Origin of the sequence: Lentzea sp., assembly GCF_035525475.1 — a bacterium.
Classification (GTDB): Bacteria; Actinomycetota; Actinomycetes; order Mycobacteriales; family Pseudonocardiaceae; genus Lentzea.
Window position 1 is genome coordinate 1 of the sequence record NZ_DATLEC010000033.1, and the last position, 20,825, is coordinate 20,825.

Genomic DNA, 20,825 nt, shown 5'->3' on the forward strand with positions numbered 1-20,825 from the left:
GTAGCTGCGCACGACGTTGTAGAGGAACGGCAGCACGGACGCGCCGAGCACGAACGCGCTGATCGTCGAGATCGTGTTGAGCGTCGTGAAGCCGTCGGTGGGCAGGTAGTCGGCGTAGCGGCGCGGGAAGCCCTGGTTGCCGAGCCAGTGCTGCACCAGGAACGTGCCGTGGAAGCCGAGGAACGTGGTCCAGAAGTGCAGTTTGCCCAGCGGTTCGCTGAGCATCCGCCCGGTCATCTTCGGGAACCAGAAGTAGATGCCGGCATAGGTGGCGAACACGATCGTGCCGAACAGGACGTAGTGGAAGTGCGCGACCACGAAGTACGTGTCGTGGACGTGGAAGTCCAGCGGCGGTGAGGCCAGGATGATGCCGGTCAGGCCGCCGAGCAGGAACGTCACCAGGAAGCCGATCGAGAACAGCATCGGCGACTCGAACGTCAGCTGGCCCCGCCACATCGTGCCCGCCCAGTTGAAGAACTTGATCCCCGTCGGTACCGCGATCAGGAACGTCATCAGCGAGAAGAACGGCAGCAGCACCGCTCCGGTCGCGAACATGTGGTGCGCCCATACCGCGACCGACAGCATGCCGATCGCGAACGTCGCGAACACCAGGCCCTTGTAGCCGAACAGCGGTTTGCGGCTGAACACCGGGAAGATCTCGGTCACGATCCCGAAGAACGGCAACGCGACGATGTAGACCTCGGGATGACCGAAGAACCAGAACAGGTGCTGCCACAGGATCACGCCGCCGTTGGCCGGGTCGAACACGTGAGCCCCGAGGTGCCGGTCCGCCGCCAGGCCCATCAGGGCGGCCGTGAGGATCGGGAACGCCAGCAGGATCAGCACGGACGTCACCAGGATGTTCCAGGTGAAGATCGGCATCCGGAACATCGTCATGCCCGGCGCCCGCAGGCAGATCACGGTGGTCGTCATGTTGACCGCGCCGAGGATCGTGCCCAGGCCGGAGATCGCCAGGCCCATGATCCACATGTCCGCGCCGACGCCCGGTGAGTGCACGGCCGACGACAGCGGTGTGTAGGCGAACCAGCCGAAGTCCGCCGCGCCGCCCGGTGTCACGAAGCCGCCGACGGTGATGATGGCGCCGAACAGGTACAGCCAGTACGAGAAGGCGTTCAGGCGGGGGAACGCGACGTCCGGTGAGCCGATCTGCAGCGGCAGGATGAAGTTCGCGAACCCGAACAGGATCGGCGTCGCGTAGAGCAGCAGCATGATCGTGCCGTGCATGGTGAACAGCTGGTTGTACTGCTCGTTCGACAGGAACTGCAGACCCGGCCGCGCCAGCTCGCCGCGCATCAGCAGCGCCATCACGCCGCCGATCATGAAGAACACGAACGACGTGGTCAGGTACATGATCCCGATCTGCTTGGGATCCGTCGTCTTGAACAGCGAGAGGAAGTACGAGCCCTTGGGTCGTGTCCGTGCCGCCCCGGGATGGGGCACCACGGGCGTGGGCTTGATCGTGGTCATCGCGCCTCCTCCGTGCCAGACCTGAATGGTCCTCCGGGTCAGGCCACGGGGCAATCCATGGCGAGCACCGCGGAGGTCACCGGGACCACCGGAGCACCCACCGAGATGCCGCTGACCTGCACGTAGTAAGCACCGGGGGCCAAATCGCCGAATTCGATCGTCATGCTCTCGGAAATCGCGGGCGCGCGCGATTCGACCTGTTTGCCGTTCTCGTCGAGCAACGCCACCTTCACCGCCCGCGGAGTGGTGTCGCGCAGCTCGACGGTGACCTTCAGTGTCTCGCCGGCCATCACCAGGTCGGGCACGCTGACCTGCGGTTCCGTCGCCGTGACGGCGCGCGGGACGATCGGTTTCGCGGTCAGGAACGACTCCACCGCGTCGAGCACCGCCGCGTTGTCCTGCAAAGACGTGTGCTGCTCGGTGACCCGGTGCAGCGTGTTCGACGACAACGCGAGCCCACGCCGTGCGGCACCCACCATCGGCACGGTCGCGTCCCCGTACAGGTCGTCGCCCTCGTACGTCCGGTAGCAGGTCGCCTTGCCGTCGGCGATACGCGCGGTCGTGGCCGTGGGCTGCTTACCGCCGAGGATCGCGTACGTCTTGTCGGCGAACGTGTCGGTCAACGCGCCATGGAACGCCATCGCGTCCGCGACCATCTTCGTGTCGAGCTCGGGCAAGGAGACCTCGGTGGTCTTGAGCAGGCCACCGGGCGACTCGATGCACGCGTACTCGGGCAGCAGCTGGTGCAGCGACGGCATCGACCGCGCGAACTCGGTCAGATCGACCGCCAACGGCCCGAGGCCCTTCCTCACGCCGTTGACCAGCTGGTCCAACGCCGTCGCGGCGCCCCGGTACGGCGTGCCCATCGTGATCAGCTTGTCGGTGCGCTCGGCCATCCCGCACTGCTCGATGCACCACCGCGCGACGAGCCCGCCCATCGAGTGGCACACGAAGCTGACCTTGGCGTCCGGGCCGATGCGGTCCAGCGCCTCGTCCACGCGCCGGGCGAGCAACGCGCCGTTGTAGCGGTTCGACAGCCGCCAGTCGTAGGCGAACAGCAGCAGGGTTCCCTTCTCGACGCTGTAGCCGAGCGAGCTCAGCCTGCGCGTCACCCGGTCGTAGCCCTTGAGAGGCGTCCAGATGCCGGGGATGACGTGCAGGTCCGCCATGAGCGCCACGGGCTCGATGCCGTCGCCGGGGTGCTCGTCGCCGATGCCTGCCGGGAGCGTGAGCCGGTGGAGGCTGCGGCCCAGCGACAGCACCGCGCGCACCGCGGCCCTGCCCGACACCTCCCACACCATGCCGTCCTTGTCGCGCAACGTGCTGCCCAGGATGCCGGGCAGGACGACGACGAGATCGCTCATCAGGACTCCTCGGCGAGCTTGCGGATGAGGGTGAGCAGCTCGAGGTCCGCGGGCACCAGGTAGGTCAGCTCGCGGATCCACGTGAGGCGCTGGCTTGGTGCCGGCAACGCCCACCGCGTGTCGCCGGCCCGAGCGCGCGCCACTGCCTTGTACAGCGCCGCCAGCGCGTGCGGCTCCAACGCCGTCACGGCTTGCGTCAGGACTTGCGGTGGCGCAGAACCCGCCAGCGTTCGCAGGACCTCGACGACCCGTTCGGAGTCATCCTGGGCTTCCAGCACCAGGGTGACCACGTCGGCGTCTTCGTCCGCGAGCAGCAGCAACGCCTGCACAGGTCGGTTGTCCCGCACGTTCTTGAGGACTTCCTTGTCCAGCAGCTCTTCACGGCGCGTGGCGAGCAGTTCGCGGCGACGGGCGGGCGTGGCGTCGATGAACTCGTCCGCGAGGCTGGCGAGCAACCACGGCCGGTACGCGAGCACCACACCCTGCTGCTGCGCGGTCGTTCGCCGCGACTGGATGACCTGCGCCTCGATGAGGCTCGTGCCGTACAACGCCTCGCTGACGGCGACGTCGGCGTCCGTCGACAACAGCTCGGGGTGCTGGATGAGGATCTCGCGTTCCTCGGCGTACGTGCGCGCGAACACCCACGAGCGTGCGGTCTTCAACAACACACGGTCCACCGTCAGCCAGTCCGGGACGGAGTCCCACGGCCACGGACCCGAGTCGTAGTGGCGGCGCGCGATGTCGTGCACGTCGTGGACGGCCTGTCTGGACTGGCCGACGTGGGTCAGCGCCTGGCACAGCCACTTCGCGGCCGCCGGGTCACCGGCCCTGGTCGCGGCCGCGCGCAGCACCAGCAGCGTGGCAAGGCGTGGGCCGGTGAACCGCGCGGTGACCCGGTCCCAGGTCTCGTCGACGATCTCGGGTTGCCCCAGCCCCGCGCAGAGCGTGTCGAGCGTGAACAACGCGGCCGCCAGCGTCGACAGCCGGTCGGTGTTCTCCGGCAGCAGGCACACCTCGACGGTCCGCAGACCGGTCGCGAGCGCCTCACGGGCCTTGTCGGCGTCGCGCTGGCGACGCATGAGGTTGTGCAGCGCCTGGGCGTGGATCCGCAGGCCGTCGGCGAGGTCGGCGGCCTGCCGCGCGGTGGTCAGGGCGGCGTCGGTGCGGTCGACCATGCTGTAGGCGACGCTCAGGCTCAGCGCCGCGTCGGCGAGCTGGGGGCGGAACGCGGCGTGGCGCCCGAGGGTGCCGCTGATCTCCGCGGCCTGCCGCGTCGTGCGGTCGGCCTCGGCCAGCCTGCCCAGGGCGAGGTGGTCGCGGCTCAGCTCGACCAGTGCCGTGACGAGGTCCGCGAGGAACACCGGGTTCGTCTGCGCCAGCGAGTAGTAGAGCTCGACAGCCTGTTTGGAGCGTTGCATGGCCTCGTAGCGGCGGCCGGTTTCGCTGCAGCGGGTGGCGAGGGCGGTCATGGCGCGGGCGAGCGGTGCATCGGCGTCGGTGGAGGCCACCGCGTCCCTCGCCGTGGACAGCGCCTCGTGGCGACGTCCCAGCATCGCGTAGGTCTCGCTCAGGTCCACCAACGCGCCACTGAGGTGCGCCGCGTACGTGGGGTTGTCACCGCCGTGGGTGGTCGTCTTCGCGATGCGTTGCGCGAGCCGTTTGTGCGTAAGGCTTTCCGCTGTCGTCGGAGTCGACGCGACCAGCTCTCGGTAGCGCACCACGGCTTCCTCGGCGGGCGCCACGGCCTGCTGCAGCCGCCCGGCCTCGCGGAACCGCCGTCCGAGCTTGTTGAGCACGAAAGCCAGGTCCGCCAGGTACATCCGCAAGGCCGGCACCAATGCGCGGAAGTGCTCGGCGGCCTCTTCGAGTGGCGCGATGGCCTCGTCGCCGCGACCCCAGTGCATCAGCTCGTTCGCCGCCGTCGTCGCCGCGAGAGCGATGTCCGGCAACAACATCCGGTTCATCCCGGCCAGGGCCCGCAGCCCGTCCAGCGCCCGCGTGCCGGCGTGCCCGCAGTGCCGCCACGCGTACTTCCACAGGTAGCCCGGCGCGTTCGGCGGCACGCCCGCTTCCATCCGCTGCCGGTACAGCTCGATCAGCGCACACGCCACCTTCTCGGCGCCCGGCGCGAAGACCTCGTCACGGCTCGGGGCGAACTGCGGGCGAAGGTGGTCCGCGAACGTCTGGTGGGTGAGCTTGAAGACCGCCGTGCCCTCTTCACCGTCCTGGACGATGTGACGGCCCAGTTCGGTGAGCACGGCCGTGATGTCCTCACGGCTGAACTTCTCGCCCGACAACGCTTCGGCGACGGCCCGCCACTCCTCCTCCGGGAATCCCGCGCCGTAGCTCCACGTCAGTGCCGTCAGCAGCGCACGGGCCGACGGCACCTTCGCGAGCTCACGGTCGAATGCCGCTTCCAGCGAGAACTTGAGGTCCGCACCGCCGTCGGCCAGCACCTGGTCGGTGATCATCCACGCGGTCAGGAACGGCAGCCGCGCCAGCTCGTCCACGGTTGCCCGCGGCACCTTCGACCCCAGCCGCGCCAGCACGTAGTCGCGGACGTCCGCCTCGTCGTCGGCGTCGTCGAGGTCCAGCACCTCGACCGGCGACAGCTCGGTCAGCAGCGGCGCGCCACCCGCGACCCGGTGGGCCTGGCGGGTCGAGACGATCACGACGGCGTGGTTCGCGAGCTTGGTCAGCAGCGAGGTGGCGATCGAGAACGACTCCCCGCGCGCCTCGTCCAGGCCGTCGACGACCAGCACCGGCGGCGAGGGGAGCGCGCTGACCACGCCGACCAGTTCGGCCGCGCCGCGGCGCGGTCCCTCCGGAGGGGCGATCAGGCCCGCTCCGACGAGCTGGCGGCTGAGCAGGTCGGCCACGCGGTCGGCGTCCATCGCGCGGGCGTGCACGGCGGCGTCCACCGAGCCAGGACCGGGGTCGGCGTGCCGGAACGACGGCCCGGCGGTCAGCAGCAGGTCGCGTTCCGCGGAGTTCGACAGGCTCACGACCCGGCCGACGACCGCCGACTTGCCGGTGCCGGGCGACCCCGTGACCACCCGCAGCCCCGCAGCACCGGACCGCACCCAGCTGACGACCTTGTCGACCTGGGCGGTGCGGCCGGTGAACCACGACCGGTTGTCCGCCGAGTCACCACCGCGCGCCGCGAGCAGCAGGTGCTTCACGACCGTGTTCGCGGCATACAACGGATTGGGCAGCATCGGCTGTGCGGAGCCGTACTGCATGAAGCGCGGCCGTTGAACGTCGCTGTCCCATGCGTTCAGCAACGCCGTGCCGACCGCACCACCGTCGACCAACGCCGTGCGGTCGCTCCACCGCCGTGCGTCCTCAACGGCCGTGGGCCCGGCACGCAGCAGCTTGCGCAAATGCCCGCCGAACAACCCGTCGCGAGCCGTTTCGATGCTCGAACACGACACCAGCACGCCCGCCCAGTGCACCTGACCGGCCAGCAGCTCCTCCTGGACGGCGGCGATCGTCCGCACGGCCTCGTCGAGCTGGGCGCCGGAGTAGCAGGCGTCGATGATGATGAGCACCTGGTGGGCACCCGACGCGGCACACCACAGCGCGAACTCGTGCAGCATGATGCCGTCGGCCGTGCCGTCGTTGTCCCTCGCCAGGAGCCTGAGGTTGCCCGCGACGGGGATGGCGTGCCCGCTCCACAACGCCACCAGCGCGCCGCCGTCCTGCGGGGTGCGGCGCAACGCCTTCATGTGCTCGCGGATCTCGGCCTCGGCCGGGTCGGCCAGCGGCTCGCCCTCGTAGCCCTGGAGCAGCGCGCGCAGCTCCCGCACGTCGCTCACGGCGTGCTGCAGCGGCTGCACCAGCTCGTACGAGCCGACGCCGATGCCGACGAACCTGCCCCTGATCCTCTCCTGCATGCCTCACCAACCCCCTGCCCACACGTCGTCCGGCGCAAGGGGGCGTTACCGCGGTTAACTCACATGGACGAATCCGTCGAGTCGTCCTTCTTCGGCAGCTCGACGTTCGTGTTCTTCTCCAGGAACCTCAGCAGCTCCACCGGGAACGGGAGCACCAGCGTCGAGTTCTTCTCCGCCGCCACCTCCACGATGGTCTGCAGGAGCCGCAACTGCAGCGCGCCGGGCGTGGCCTCCATCGTCCCGGCGGCCTCGGAGAGCTTCTTCGACGCCTGCAGCTCGCCGTCCGCGGTGATGACGCGCGCACGGCGTTCGCGTTCGGCCTCTGCCTGCCGCGACATCGAGCGCTTCATGCTCTCCGGCAGCGCCACGTCCTTGATCTCGACCCGGTCGATGTCGATGCCCCAGCTCAGCGCGGGCGTGTCGATCATCAGCTCCAGGCCCTGGTTGAGGCGCTCGCGGTTGGACAGCAGGTCGTCGAGCTCGCTCTTGCCGATGATCGACCGCAACGACGTCTGCGCCACCTGCGACATCGCGAACCGGTAGTCCTCGACGCTGATGACGGCCTTCGCCGGGTCCTGGACCTTGAAGTACACGACGGCGTCGACGCGCACCGTGACGTTGTCGCGCGTGATGCCGTCCTGCGCGGGCACGGGCAGGGTGACGATCTGCAGGTTGACCTTGCGGAGCTGGTCGACCCCCGGGATCAGCATCGTCAGTCCCGGCCCGCGCACGCCCTGCTGGAGCTTGCCGAACCGGAACACGAGTCCCTGCTCGAACTGTTTGATCACTCGCGCGCTCATCGCGGCGCTGATGCCCCCGAGCGCGACGAGCGCGCCGAGGATTTCGAAGAAGACCATGAGACCCCGCCTTTCATCGGCGAATGCCCTTGATCTCCAACGGTACGCCTCATCCACACTTCAGAACGGGGTTTGCCCAGTCCGCGTGGTCATGGGCGTTCCCATCACCTCCGTCCGTCACGCGGAACTCCACCACCGTTGCTCCAGACGTGTCGACCGTGATCGGAACGGCCGCGCTTTGCCCTGTCAGCACAGGGCTTTGGTACGCGGACCGCCCGTCCGTCAGCACCTCGAACCGGACGCTGCCGCTGCCGCCCGTCTCGTCGTCGATGCCGATCGTGGCGGTCAGCGTGGCGCACCTGCCGCCCGTGTAGACCTGGAACTCCGAGTCGGCGTGCGCGCCGACGCCCTTGCCGAAGCCGGTGCCGCGGATGCTCATCGGGACGCCGTCGCCGGCCGGCTCCTCGCCGTTGCTGCGGTCGCGTTCGACCGGGCCCCACCCGTTGCGCTCGGTGAGGAACTCCAGCGCGGACACCTGTGTCTCGCCCTGCGGCGCACGGGGGGTCGCGGTGAAGTCCTTGCTCAGCGTCGTGCTGCCCTTGCCCGAGGTGACCTCGACGAACACCGGACGGGTGCCGGTCGGGCCGTCGTGGCGCTGGATCGTCACCTTCGCGGAGCCGCTGGAGAGGTCGGCGGTCGCGGGGGACACCGACCAGCCGTCCGGCGCGGTCAGCCTGGCGGTCGTCGTGCCGGGACAGGGTGTGGTGACCACGAGCTCGGCCTCGACCTGCTCGCCGGGCTCCAGCGCGGTGTCGGCGGCCCTCAGCTCGGCGGCGGGCGCGCAGTCCACCCGGTTGCCGAGCCTGCCCGTGGCGGCCTCCACGGGCGTGAGCGGGCGCAGCAGCACGGAGTAGGCGTACTCGTTGCCCGCCTCGACCTGATATTGCGGCAGCGGCTCGTGGAACGTCTCGCTGACCCCCGTCACGCGATGCGCCGCGTGCAGGGTGGTCCAGCCGTCGTTCTTCTTGAGCGCGAACGGGTACGCGGCGCGGTCGAGGTCGTCGTACCGCGAGACCCGCACGTCGAGGTCGCCCGCGACGAGCAGGCCCGCGCGGCCGTTGGACAGTGTCGCCCAGCGCGTGTCCGCGTGGTTGCCGTGGTCCTGCGGCTTGTAGTAGTCGTGGAACTCCTTGTCCACAGTGGACTGGTAGACGCCGACCGGGTTGCCGGCCTTGCGGTCGTCGTAGTTCTCGCCGGGCCCGCGGCCGTACCAGGTGAACCTCTGGTAGTCGTCGGGCACCTTGAGCGTGAAGCCGATGCCGGGCAGGTAGCTCAGGTCGCGCATGCGGTCCCTGGCCGCGACCCGGTGGCCGACGTGGATCTCGCCGTCACCGGTGATCCGGTAGGTGAAGGTCTGGCCGAAGGACGCGTCCCGCACCGCCTGGGCCGTGGACTTGGCCGTGATGACCGTGTCCGCGCCCGACTGCTCGACCGTGACGCTCGACGGCGTCGTCTTGAGCCGGTCGAGGCCGTCGCGGTACCAGGAGCCGTCCTCGCTCATGAACTCGTTCGACAACGGCGCGCGCCACGCGTCGAGCTCCGGACCCGCTTTGACCAGTTCGGTGCCGCGCACCCGCATCGACGTCAGCGTGCCGGAGGACTTGCTGACGACGTACCGGAAGTCCTTGCCGGCCACCACGACCTCGGCGTCGGTCTCGGTGGTCGTCAGCCTGCCGGGGAAGCCGGACGTGTGCAGGCCGGTGACCTGCGTGCCGTCCAGCGGGAACTGGGCGATGCCGACGTCGTCGCCCTTCCGGTCGGTCGCGCGGACGGTCAGCCAGCGCTCGGTCGGGGCGCTGAAGTCGGGCAACGCGATCGTGCCCGGCTGGAGCGGGCCGCGGTGCTGGGCGACCGTGCGGCCGTTGTCCTGGACCTGCCAGCGCAGTTCGAGGTCGTCGGTGCCGGTGAACTGGCGTTCGCTGACGATCGTCAGCCTGTTGCCGGCGAAGGAGAAGCGGATGGGGGAGTGCACCGCCATCAGCTCGGTGGTCTCCGGCTGCGGCCTGCGGTCCGCCCACACGAGGCCGTCGACCCCGCCGGTGCCCGCGCCGTAGAACTGGTGACGGCCCTTGTCCTCCAGCCTCTCGAAGTCGAGCGCCAGGACGGCGGTGGACTTCGGGTCCTGGGCCAGCTCCGCCTCGGTCAGGGCGCGGTGGTAGATCCGGACCTGGTCGACCGAGCCGTGCGCCATGCGGGTCCCGACGTTCTCCTGCATCGTCTCGGAGTTGCGGCCGACGTTGACGGGCCAGTGCGACCAGTCGACCGTGCCGGTGAAGTCGGTGGTGGCGACCTCGCGGCCGTCGATCAGCAACCGGAGCCTCGTGCCGTCGAACGTGCCGGTGACGCGGTGCCAGTTGCCCTGGAAGTCCGCGGGGACCGTCGCACGGACGGAGCGCCAGGTGCCGCTGTGGATGAAGAACTCCAGCGTCGTGGGGTCGGACATCTTCAGCGCGTACTGGTGGTCGCCCTTCGAGATGACCGTGAAGTCACCGGTCCACGTGTCGGGCCTGACCCACGCGTCGAGCGTGAGGCCGTTGGTGACCTCGTCGAGCCTGCGGTCGCGGTAGACCTCCACGAAGTCGTCGAGTCCGCTGAGCCGCAACGCCTTGCCGTGCGGTCCGTCCACCTGGGACGGTTTGCCGGAGAGGTAGGAGAGGATGCCGTTGGCGTCATCGGGTGTGGTGTACAGCGGGAGGGCGATGTTCTGCTCGGCCCAGTCCCAGATGAAGCCGCCCTGCACCTGGGGGTGGGCCCGCACGACGTCCCAGAACTCCTGGAAGTTACCGAGGCTGTTGCCCATGGCGTGCGCGTACTCGCCCATGATGATCGGCTTGGTGGTCGTCCTCGCCTTGGCCTCGAGGCTCGCGGGCGACGGGTAGCGCGGTCCGGCGACGTCGGCGTAGGGCGCGTCGCCGTCCGGCACGTTCGGCTGGTGGTAGAGCGGACGGGTGTCGTGCGCTCGCGCGTACTCGGCCATCGTGTAGTGCGCCTTGCCCAGGCCCGCCTCGTTGCCGGTGTCCCACATGATCACGCTCGGGTGGTTCTTGTCGCGCTGCATCATGGCGACGAACCGGTCCTGGAACGCGTCCTGCCACTCCGGGCGTTCGGCCAGGCAGTTGGTCGGGCAGCCGTCGTGGTGGTGGGTCTCGATGTCCACCTCGTCGGCGATCATCAGGCCGTTGCGGTCCGCGAGCTCGTAGAAGTACGGGTCGCTCGGGTAGTGCGAGGTGCGCACGGCGTTGATGTTGAAGCGCTTCATCAGCTCGACGTCTTTTTCCTGGTCGGCGCGGGTGACGTAGCGGCTGCCGTGAACGGATGTCTCGGCCCGGTTCGTGCCGCGGAACACGACGCGCTTGCCGTTGATCTTGAGCTGGCGGTCGACGATCTCGATCTCGCGGAACCCGACGGGCTGCCTGCCGGTCTGGACGACACGGCCGTTCTTCAGCAGCTCGACGCGGAGCTCGTAGACGTTCGGGGTCTCGTCGGTCCACTTGAGCGGGTCGGCGACCTCGCCGTCCTCGATCGGGACCTCCCGGCCGCGCGGGTCGAAGAGCCTGGTGCGGACGGTGTGGCCGTCCTGGGGCCCGCCGATCTTCACGTCGGTGCTGATCGTGGCGTCGCGGTACTCGGCGTCCAGGCCGGTCTTGATCGTCACGTCCTGGAGGTAGGTCTTCGGCGTCGAGTAGAGCCAGACCTCGCGGAAGATGCCGGAGAACCGCCACTGGTCGTAGTCCTCCAGGTGGGAGCCCGCCGACCAGCGGTGGACCTGGAGCCTGATCGTGTTGCGGCCGGGCCCCAGCCTGCTCGTGATGTCGAACTCGGCGGGCGTGTAGCCGCCCTGGTCGTAGCCGACGTACGCGCCGTTCACCCAGACGAAGTATCCGCTGGTCACGCCCTCGAACCTGACCAGCGTGCGGTCCCAGTCCCGCGGCAGGTCGAACGTCTTCTCGTAGACGCCCGTGGGGTTGACGTCGCGCGGGATCGCCGGCGGGGCGTCCGGGTACATCTCGGTGGGGATGTTGCGGAACATCGGGTGGTCGAGGAAGTCGGTCTGCCACGTGTGGGGGACCCTGACCGTGCGCCAGCCGTCCGGCGTGTCCCTGACGTCCTCCGGCTTGTCGAACATCCGGATCCGCCAGTCGCCGTTGAGGCTCAGCCGCCGTTCGGGCTTCAGATCCGGGTGCGGCGGCTCCTGGTTCTCGCCGGTCATCCTGGGATTCTCCAGGTACGCCACCACGTCCAGGGGTTCGGCCTGTGCTGTAGAGGGTGAGAGTGAGAGCGCTACCACCGTGGCCACGACGACACGAAGCATGCTTTCGGAAGCTAGGGGCGCGCCGAGAACGGCGTCAACGAATGTCCGGTCTTTCTGTCCGGAGGTGTCCGACGTGGTCGTCCCAACAGCCCGAAAACGCACTCCATCCGGCGGCACGCGTTAGTGTCGGACGCATGCAGACCTGGTCATCGATTCCTGTGCCGCGGGTTGCGGGAGACCCCCGCCCGCTACGGCTGTTCGACACCGCGACGGGCGAGGTTCGCCCGACGGCCCCAGGAGACACCGCCAGGTTGTACGTCTGCGGCATCACACCGTACGACGCGACGCACCTCGGCCACGCCGCCACCTATCTGGCGTTCGACCTCGTGCACCGCGTGTGGCTCGACAACGGGCACAACGTGCACTACGTGCAGAACGTCACCGACGTCGACGACCCGCTCCTCGAGCGGGCCGTGAGGGACAAGGACGACTGGGTCGTGCTCGCCATGCGCGAGACCGCTCTGTTCCGCGAGGACATGGAGGCCCTGCGCGTCCTGCCGCCCCAGGACTACGTCGGCATCGTCGAGGCCATCCCGGAGGTCGTCGAGGTGGTCGCGAAGCTGCTGGCCGACGGTCACGCCTACCGGGTGGACGACGCCGAGTACCCGGACATCTACTTCGAGCACAACGCCACGGGCCGGTTCGGCTACGAGTCGAACTACTCCGCCGAGGAGATGCTGCGGCTGTTCGCCGAACGCGGTGGCGACCCGGACCGCCCCGGCAAGCGCCATCCGCTCGACGCGCTGCTGTGGCGCGTGAAGCGCCCCGGTGAGCCGTCGTGGGCCTCCGAGCTGGGCGAGGGCCGCCCCGGCTGGCACATCGAGTGCAGCGCCATCGCCCACAACCGCCTCGGCATGAGCTTCGACGTCCAGGGCGGCGGCTCCGACCTGATCTACCCGCACCACGAGTACTCGGCGGCGCACGCCGAGGCCCAGACCGGCGAGCACCCGTTCGCCCGCCACTACGTGCACGCGGGCATGATCGGCCTCGACGGCGAGAAGATGTCGAAGTCGCGCGGCAACCTGGTCTTCGTCTCGAAGCTGCGCTCCGAGAAGGTGGACTCGAACGCCATCCGCCTAGCGCTCCTGGCGGGCCACTACCGCGGCGACCGCCCGTGGACCCAGTCCCTGCTGGACGAGGCGCTGGTCCGGCTGGACAGGTGGCGCAAGGCCGCCGCGCTGGACACCGGACCGTCCGCTGTGGACACCGTCACACGGCTGCGCGACCACCTCGGCAACGACCTCGACACTCCGCGCGCGTTGGCCGCCATCGACGCGTGGGCCGACGAGGCGTTGACGCACGGCGGGTCGGTTCGGCACGGGCCGTCGCAGGTTCGTACGGCTGTGGACGCGCTTCTGGGCGTGGAGCTCTAACTGTCTGACCCGGTGGCCGTCTCCTCGACGGCCACCGGCTGACCGGTCGGCCCGGTGAACGCCTCCGGGTCGATGGCCGGCACCAGCTGACCCAGCATGGCGATCCACTCGTCGGCCTCGGCGCGGTGTCCTAAGTGGCCGGCCGATCAACGACGATGTTCGATGGTGTGCCTACGGCATCGACGCGGGCGAGCTGCGGGAGTGGTTCGAGCACCGGCGCGAGTGTTCCGTGAGGCCTGAACGCAGAAGCTGTTGCCGTTCAGGTCTGGCTGAACACGTAAGGGCCGCTTCGGCTCTCCCGTTGATGCTGCCGTCTCGATCTGCGGCGGGTTTGTCGAGCAGTCGCTGGCCGTCGTCACAGGCCCTGTTCTCATCGGCCATCAGCGGAACCGCCCCCGAGGCGGAAGCACCGGGGGCGGTTCGGTCAGCGCTGAGACGATCAGACGTCGAGCGTCCAGCTGTTCACCGTGCCGGTGTCCAGGAACGCCGCGTCGCGCACGCGCAGCGTCCAGGTGCCGTTGGCCGCCTCACCCGAGAGGTCGCGGGTGTAGGTCTCGTTGATGTTGTCGGCCGAGCCGCCGGAACGGTTGTGCAGGTTGTAGACCGAACCGTCGGGTGCGACCAGGTCGACCACGAGGTCGCCCTTGTAGGTGTGGGTGATCGAGACCTTGATCGACGCGGTGGCCGACGCGGTGCCCGCGCAGCCGGAGACGGCGATGGTGCTCGTCACGGTGGACTGGTCCGGGATCGCGACCGGGGTGGAGTTGGTCCTGGCGTCACAGCTGCCGCCGACCGCGTTCACGACCCACGAGAAGGTCGCGGTGGCGGTCTTGCCGGCCGCGTCGGTCACCGTCGCGGTCACCGTGGAGGTGCCCGCCGCGGTCGGGGTGCCGGAGATCGCGCCGGAGGCGGACGCCGACAGACCGGCCGGGAGACCGGAGACGGACCACGTGTACGGCGCGGTGCCGCCGGAGGCCGAGAGCTGCAGCGACACCGGCGAGCCGACCGTGGAGGTCTGCGTGCCGGGGTTCGTCACCGACGGGGTGCCGGGCTGGCCGCCGCCCCACAGCGTGTAGAGCAGCTTGTTCGGCGTGTTGGCGCCGACGTTGGTGATCTTGTTGGGGGTCGAGGCCGCGTCCAGGCCCGCCCAGACCGCGGCGGGGGAGTCGGTCGGGTGCGTGGCGAGCCACAGGGCTACCGCGCCCGCGACGTGCGGGGTGGCCATCGAGGTGCCGGAGATGTTGTTCGTCGCGGTGTCGTTGGTGTTCCACGACGACACGATGTTCTGGCCCGGCGCGTAGATGTCCGTGCAGGAGCCGTAGTTCGAGAACGAGGCGCGCGCGTCGGTGTTGGTCGACGCGTTGACGGTGATCGCCTCGGTGACGCGTGCGGGCGAGGTGCTGCAGGCGTCGGTGTTCGAGTTGCCGGACGCGATCGCGTAGGTCACGCCGGAAGCGATGGAACGACGCACGGCCGCGTCGAGGGTGGCGTCCGCGCCACCGCCGAGCGACATGTTGGCGACAGCGGGCTTCACCGCGTTCGCCGTCACCCAGTCGATGCCGCCGACGACGCCGGCGGTGGTGCCGGAGCCGGAGCAGTTCAGGACCTTGACGGCGACGACCTTGGCGGCCTTCGCGAGGCCGTACTCCGAGCCCGCGATCGTGCCCGCGACGTGCGTGCCGTGGCCGTTGCAGTCGGTGTTGTTGCCGTCGCCGGAGGTGTTGGTGCCCCACGTGGCGCGGCCGCCGAACGTGGAGTGGGTGGTGCGCACACCGGTGTCGATGATGTACGCCGTCACGTTCGACGCCGTGGTGTCGTACTGGTAGCTGTTGCTCAACGGCAGGTCGCGCTGGTCGACGCGGTCCAGACCCCATGACGGCGGGTTCTGCTGCACGTCGAGCATGTGGACCTCGGCGTCCTGCTGGACGAACGCGACCTTCGGATCCGCGGCGAGGCGGGCGGCCTGCTGGGCCGTCATCTTCACCGAGAAACCGTTGAGCGCGTGCTGCCAGACCTGACCGACCTGGCCGCCGTACTTGCTCGCCAAGCCCGGTGCGGCGGCCCTCGACGCCGTGTCGGCCTTCAGCGAGACGATGTAGCTGTCCTTCACGACGTCGGCGCGGTCGGCGCCGAGAATCGTCCCCACGTTTTCTTGAGCTGACGCGGCGGGCACCACGGCGGCGGCCAGACAGACGGCGGCCGCGGCGGTGAGTCCCATACCCAAGACTCTTCGCATTGCAGGGTTCTCCCTCGTGCAGGGAACAGGGTGACCTGGACGCTAGACCTAAACCGCAGGTCAGAGGGATACGCCGTCGAGTGCGAACTGTTGACAGATTTTTTGTTTCGTGGCAACACAAACGGTCGCTCTCCGTCACCGGAAGAGACTGAGAGGACGCATTTCGTTCGCCTATACCAACCCGAACGCCGAGAGGTCCACCCCTCGATCGGCCCTACCGACCGGTAGGCAGCACGACATAGCGTCGCCCGAACGGAGGAACGAACTGATCGGGCAGTTCGACCGCCTGGGGACGCCATGTCATCCGGTGTCGTGCGAGCTGTGTCGCAGCACAGCTGATCTCCTCGTCGCGGTCGCCCGGTCCGGCGTTACACCGGCCCTGCGCACAACCGAAGACCAAGGAGAACTGCCTACGAAGCGCATGGCTGTCGCGGCCGTGGCCGTGCTGACGGGTGCACTCGCGACGACGGTCTCCCCTGTCGCCGTCGCCGCACCGCACCCGTCCGCCGACCTGCTCGCCGCGATGCGGCGCGACCTCGGACTGGACGCCCGGCAGCGGCGCAACGGCTGCGTCAGGAGAGCGCGGCCACGGCCCTGCGGCGAGTGGCGGAGGGCTTCGCCGGCGAGAGCTAAGGCGGGGCGTGGTTCGACGCGCCCACCGGCAAGCTCGTCGTGGGCGTGACCGACGCGGCCAAGGCGAGGCTGGACGCGTCGCAGGCTCCTTCCGAGGTCACGGGCTGGTTCGTCGACACGAGGGCGAACGCGGTCACGATCACCGTCAAGCGCGGCCGGTCACTCCGTGTCGCCCGGTGACGCGGTCGCGGGTGCCGACCGGTCGGCGCTGGGCCGGTTCGAGAAGTCGTCCTTCCCCGGCAACGACTACTCGTTCGTCCGCGCGAACTCGTCGTGGACCCCGACGGCGAAGGTGAACCACTACGGCGGCACCGACGTTGTCGTGACGGGTCACGCCGAGGCCGCGGTCGGCGCGTCGATCTGCCGTTCCGGTTCGACCACGGGCCGGCACTGCGGCGAGGTCCAGGCCAAGAGCCAGACGGTGAACTACCAGGAGGGCTCGGTCAGCGGCCTGACGCTCACCACGGGCTGACGCAGCCGGGAAGGAGGGGGAGCCGTCCACCCGGAACTCCCCTTCCGGCGTGCGGTCAGGAAGACCGTTCCCCGATCCACTTCTCGCGGTGGCCGCGCCACCGGTCGAGCAGCGAGCCGAGCTCGTCGTGCATGAACCGGAAGAACTCGCGCGTCTCGTCGAGCCGCATCCCGGCCTCGGTGTCCGCGCCGAGCGAGTCGACGCCCTGGCTGAGCACCTCGTCGATCAGCACCAGCATCTGGTCCTTGCGGAACGTCGTCTCGTACCAGACGTTGTCGCGCATCCGGAACACGTCGCGGCGGGATCCCGGCTCGCGCTCGCGGCTGACGATCTGGACCGTGGTCAGGTAGCGCACCGCGCCCGACACCGCCGCCGGGCTGATCTGCAGCAGGTCGGCGATCTCGGCTGCGGTGAGCCGTCCCGAGTCCGTCGTCAGCAGCGCCGCGAGGATGCGAGCCGGCATGCGGGGCACGCCGGTGTCCGCCAGAATCCCGCCGAACCTCTCGACGAACTGGCTCACCGCCTGCGTGTCACGCTCCGTAGCTCTCGTCACGGCGGCATCATCCCCTTTCGTCAGTCGATCGGGCAAAATTTACGCGCTTCACGAACTTGTGAAACGAGTGTAGCTTACCGGCCATGACATCTGCGATATCCGTGTCGGGCCTGGTGAAGACCTTCGGCTCGACGCGTGCGCTGGACGACCTGAACCTGGACGTCCGAACCGGTGAGGTGCACGGCTTCCTCGGCCCGAACGGCGCCGGCAAGTCGACGACCATCCGGGTCCTCCTCGGCCTGCTGCGTGCCGACTCCGGCACCGCGCGGCTGCTCGGCGGCGATCCCTGGAAGGACACCGCGGTCCTCCACCGCCGCCTCGCCTACGTCCCCGGCGACGTCAGCCTCTGGCCCAACCTGACCGGTGGCGAGGTCATCGACCTGCTCGGACGGCTCCGCGGAGGCGTGAACAAGGCCCGCCGCGACGAGCTCCTCGAGCGCTTCGAGCTGGACCCGCGCAAGAAGGGCCGCACCTACTCCAAGGGCAACCGGCAGAAGGTCGCGCTGGTCGCCGCGCTGTCGAGCGACGTCGAGCTGCTGATCCTCGACGAGCCGACCTCCGGCCTCGACCCGCTGATGGAGGCCGTCTTCCAGGACTGCATCAACGACGAGCGCGAGCGCGGCCGCACCGTGCTGCTGTCCAGCCACATCCTCGCCGAGGCCGAAGCGCTCTGCGACCGGGTGAGCATCATCCGCAACGGCCACATCGTCGAGACCGGCACGCTCGCCGACATGCGGCACCTGACCCGCACGTCGATCTCCGCCGAGCTCGCCGGCCCGCCCGACGGCCTCACCTCGATGGCCGGCGTGCACGACCTCGTGGCCGAGGGCAACCGCGTCAGGTTCGAGGTCGACTCGGACAAGCTCGACCTCGTGCTGAAGCAGCTCGTGTCCACGGGCGTGCGCACGCTGACCTCGCAGCCGCCGACCCTGGAAGAGCTGTTCCTGCGCCACTACGAGGACGCGAAGTGATCGGCACCTGGCAACTGGTCCGGCTGGCGCTGCGCCGCGACCGGGTCCTGCTGCCCGTCTGGGTCCTGTTCCTGGTCGGCGTCACCTACTCCACGACGACCGCGCTGGAAGAGCTGTACAGCACGCAGCAGTCACGGGACCTGCTCGGCGTCACCGCGAACGCGAACTCCGCGTTCCTCGCGATGCTCGGCCCGCTGCACGACTGGTCGTCGCTCGGCGGCCTGGTGGTGTGGCGCTGGGGCGTCTTCTCCGGCCTGTTCATCGCGATCATGGCGATGCTGGTCGTCACCCGGCACACCCGCGCGGAAGAGGAAGCCGGTCGTACCGAGCTCATCAGCGCCGCGGTCGTCGGCCGGCACGCGCCGCTCGCCGCCGCGGTGGTCGTCGCGGGGGGCACGAGCCTGCTGATCGGTGTGCTGCAGGCGTTGGCGCTCATCGGCAAAGGACTGGACGCGTCCGGTTCGTTCGCGTTCGGACTGTCCACGGCCTCGGCCGGTCTCGTGTTCACCGGTGTCAGCGCGTTCACGGCGCAACTGTCGGAGAACTCCCGTGTGTGCAATTCGATCGCGGGCGGGTTCCTCGGCGTCACCTACCTGTTCCGCGCGGCGGGCGACGCGGCGGGGGAGTCGGGTCCGCAGTGGCTGACCTGGCTCTCGCCGATCGGCTGGACCGAGCACGTGCGGTCGTTCGGCGACGACAGGTTCTGGGTGCTGCTGCTCCCGCTGGCGGCGTTCGCCCTGCTGGTGGGCGCCTCCGCGTACATCGTGACCCGTCGTGACGTGGGGCTCGGTCTGCTGGCAGCCCGGCTCGGCCCGCCGCAGGGCGGGATCAGCACCCCGTTCGGGCTGGCCTGGCGGTTGCAGAAGGGGTCGCTGATCGGCTGGTCGCTCGCGTTGTTCGTGGTCGGCACGATCTACGGCAGCGTGGCGCAGGCGGTCGGGCAGATGGTGCAGGACAACCCGACACTCGGCCAGCTCGTGCAGCAGATCGGCGGCGCGGACGCGATGGTGGACGCGTTCTTCGCGACCGTCACCCAGCTGCTGGGCCTGATCTCGTCGATCTACCTCGTCCAGGCGGTGCTGCGGCTGCGGTCCGAGGAGACCTCGTTCCGCGCGGAGCCGCTGCTCGCCACCCCGGTCTCGCGCTGGGGCTGGATGGCGTCGCACGCGGCGTTCGCGCTGGTCGGCGGCGCGGTCGTGCTGGCCTTCGCCGGTCTCGGGCTGGGCCTCGTGCACGGCCTGCAGGTCGGTGACCTGGGCACCGTGCTGCCGAAGATGCTCGGCGCGGCACTGGTGCAGCTCCCGGCCGCATGGGTGATCGCGGGCGTGGCGCTGGTGCTGTTCGGGCTGTTCCCGCAGCTCACGGGTGTGAGCTGGGCGGTGGTGTCGGCGTCGCTGGTGCTCACGCTGCTCGGCCCGGCGCTGCAGCTCGACCAGTGGGTGATCGACGTGTCGCCGTTCAGCCACGTGCCGAAGTACCCGGACATCACCTTCGGCCCGCTGGCGTGGCTCACCGCGGTGGCGGTGGTGCTCCTCGTCGCGGGGTTCGCCGGGTTCCGGCGCCGCGACCTGACCACGTGACGACGGCGGGCACGACGACCAGCAGGGCTGCCGGGACTCCGAACCCCAGCAGCGGGTGCGACTGGTAGAGCGGGACGAACGCCAACGGGGCCGAGGCGGCGCCCATGAAGCGCAGCGACTGCACGACGCTGACGCTGCCGCCCCTGTTGGCGTTCTCGCTCTGCAACACCAGCGCGTTGATGCTCACCAGCACTCCCTGGGCGGCCGCACCGGTCAGCGCCCACGCGATGACCACCACCGCCGCGAACGGCGACGTGCCCACCGCCACGATGAGCCCGCCGCCGAGCGTCGAGCCGACGACGACCGTGGTCATGGCGCCGAACCGGTCGATCGCCTTGCCGACGTACCGCGCGGTCAGGAACCCGACGACGCCGAAGCCGGTGAGCAGCAGCCCGCGTTCGCCGGCGCCGAGCCCGAACACGTCGTCGAGCCGGAACGCCACGAGGAACGACAGACCGCCCAGGCAGCCCCAGCCGACGAACGCGATGACGGCGGGCCTGATGGTGCTCGGCACGAAGGCGCTGCGCAGGCTCGCGTCGCGCTCGGGTTCGGCGTCGGTCCGCGGCACGCCCAGCACCGCCAGCCCGACGGCCACCGCCGCGATCACCACGAACGCCAGCCGCCAGTCGACCTCGGCGGTGAGCCCGCCGACGAGTGGGGCGGACGTCTGCCCGGCCGCCTGCATCGACCCGAACAACCCGAGCGCGCGCCCGAGCTTCTCCTTCGGCGTCGAGGCGGCGATCACCGCGAGCAGCACCGGCGTGGTGAACGAGTTCGTCGCGCCCTGCAACGCCCGTGACGCCAGCAGCACCTCGAACGACCACGCGGACGCGGCCAGCAGGGACGTCACGGCGTAGGCGACGTAAGCGACCCGGACCGTCCGTTGTGGACCCCAGCGCTGCGCGAGCGTGCCGGACACCAGCATCAGCACGGCGAACGGCACGAGGTAGTACGTCAGCGTCGACGCCGTCTCGCCCGGCGACCGGCCGAAGCTGTCCCCGATCTCGGGCAGGATCGACGTCGTCACAGCGCCGCCGAACGGCCCGATCAAGGCGCCGGCGTACAACCCGGCGCGTGCCAAGCGGCCCAC

14 protein-coding genes are annotated in these 20,825 nt (G+C 69.6%); 6 read left to right on the forward strand and 8 right to left on the reverse strand.

Annotated features, from left to right (window positions below; genetic code table 11):
* The 5 genes from VM306_RS04405 to VM306_RS04425 form a co-directional block, all read right to left on the reverse strand.
* A partial coding sequence (locus VM306_RS04405) for a cbb3-type cytochrome c oxidase subunit I (RefSeq protein WP_325511117.1) occupies positions 1 to 1,488 on the reverse strand: 1,488 nt, incomplete at its 3' end.
* Positions 1,489 to 1,526: 38 nt separating this feature from the next.
* Positions 1,527 to 2,852 carry an esterase/lipase family protein gene (locus VM306_RS04410; protein ID WP_325511119.1) on the reverse strand — a complete coding sequence of 442 codons (1,326 nt, stop codon included), beginning with the start codon at positions 2,850 to 2,852 and terminating at the stop codon, positions 1,527 to 1,529.
* Entirely contained in the window at positions 2,852 to 6,748 is a 3,897-nt protein-coding gene (locus VM306_RS04415) for an AAA family ATPase (protein ID WP_325511121.1), read from the reverse strand. The genes VM306_RS04410 and VM306_RS04415 overlap by 1 nt, the downstream gene beginning before the upstream one ends.
* A gap of 59 nt (positions 6,749 to 6,807) precedes the next feature.
* Positions 6,808 to 7,605, reverse strand: coding sequence for a slipin family protein (locus VM306_RS04420; RefSeq protein ID WP_325511123.1), 798 nt, complete (start codon positions 7,603 to 7,605; stop codon positions 6,808 to 6,810).
* 49 nt (positions 7,606 to 7,654) lie between these two features.
* Positions 7,655 to 11,917, reverse strand: coding sequence for a glycoside hydrolase family 2 TIM barrel-domain containing protein (locus tag VM306_RS04425; protein WP_325511125.1), 4,263 nt, complete (start codon positions 11,915 to 11,917; stop codon positions 7,655 to 7,657).
* 134 nt (positions 11,918 to 12,051) lie between these two features.
* Here VM306_RS04425 and mshC point away from each other — a divergent pair, with 134 nt between their 5' ends.
* Positions 12,052 to 13,290: a cysteine--1-D-myo-inosityl 2-amino-2-deoxy-alpha-D-glucopyranoside ligase gene (gene mshC, locus VM306_RS04430; RefSeq protein WP_325511127.1), complete on the forward strand. Its 1,239-nt coding sequence runs from the start codon at positions 12,052 to 12,054 to the stop codon at positions 13,288 to 13,290.
* Between the two features lie 439 nt (positions 13,291 to 13,729).
* Here the strand turns inward: mshC and VM306_RS04435 are convergent, their stop codons facing one another.
* A complete protein-coding gene (locus VM306_RS04435; RefSeq protein WP_325511129.1) occupies positions 13,730 to 15,508 on the reverse strand; it encodes a S8 family peptidase in 1,779 nt (592 codons plus the stop codon).
* Positions 15,509 to 15,947: 439 nt separating this feature from the next.
* On the opposite strand from VM306_RS04435, the gene VM306_RS04440 reads away from it, so the two are divergent.
* From VM306_RS04440 to VM306_RS04450, 3 genes are read left to right on the forward strand one after another with little or no spacing between them, the layout of a single operon-like run.
* The gene (locus VM306_RS04440; RefSeq protein ID WP_325511131.1) at positions 15,948 to 16,208 is read left to right on the forward strand and encodes a hypothetical protein; all 261 of its coding nucleotides are present in this window, start codon (positions 15,948 to 15,950) and stop codon (positions 16,206 to 16,208) included.
* Complete coding sequence (locus tag VM306_RS04445) at positions 16,205 to 16,339, forward strand: alpha-lytic protease prodomain-containing protein (protein WP_325511133.1); 135 nt, start codon at positions 16,205 to 16,207, stop codon at positions 16,337 to 16,339. The genes VM306_RS04440 and VM306_RS04445 overlap by 4 nt, the downstream gene beginning before the upstream one ends.
* On the forward strand, positions 16,326 to 16,631 hold the full coding sequence (locus VM306_RS04450) for a S1 family peptidase (protein ID WP_325511134.1): 306 nt from the start codon (positions 16,326 to 16,328) through the stop codon (positions 16,629 to 16,631). Before VM306_RS04445 ends, VM306_RS04450 begins: the two co-directional genes overlap by 14 nt.
* A gap of 55 nt (positions 16,632 to 16,686) precedes the next feature.
* Here the strand turns inward: VM306_RS04450 and VM306_RS04455 are convergent, their stop codons facing one another.
* On the reverse strand, positions 16,687 to 17,184 hold the full coding sequence (locus VM306_RS04455; protein WP_325511137.1) for a GbsR/MarR family transcriptional regulator: 498 nt from the start codon (positions 17,182 to 17,184) through the stop codon (positions 16,687 to 16,689).
* A gap of 83 nt (positions 17,185 to 17,267) precedes the next feature.
* Between VM306_RS04455 and VM306_RS04460 the strand changes: the two genes are divergently transcribed.
* Both VM306_RS04460 and VM306_RS04465 read left to right on the forward strand, forming a co-directional pair.
* Positions 17,268 to 18,155 (forward strand): ABC transporter ATP-binding protein, encoded by an 888-nt coding sequence (locus VM306_RS04460; protein WP_325511139.1) that lies wholly within the window; start codon positions 17,268 to 17,270, stop codon positions 18,153 to 18,155.
* Positions 18,152 to 19,735, forward strand: a complete 1,584-nt coding sequence (locus VM306_RS04465) for an ABC transporter permease (RefSeq protein WP_325511141.1) — start codon at positions 18,152 to 18,154, stop codon at positions 19,733 to 19,735. The genes VM306_RS04460 and VM306_RS04465 overlap by 4 nt, the downstream gene beginning before the upstream one ends.
* Here the strand turns inward: VM306_RS04465 and VM306_RS04470 are convergent.
* Positions 19,665 to 20,825: an MFS transporter gene (locus VM306_RS04470; protein WP_325511143.1), complete on the reverse strand. Its 1,161-nt coding sequence runs from the start codon at positions 20,823 to 20,825 to the stop codon at positions 19,665 to 19,667. The genes VM306_RS04465 and VM306_RS04470 overlap by 71 nt on opposite strands.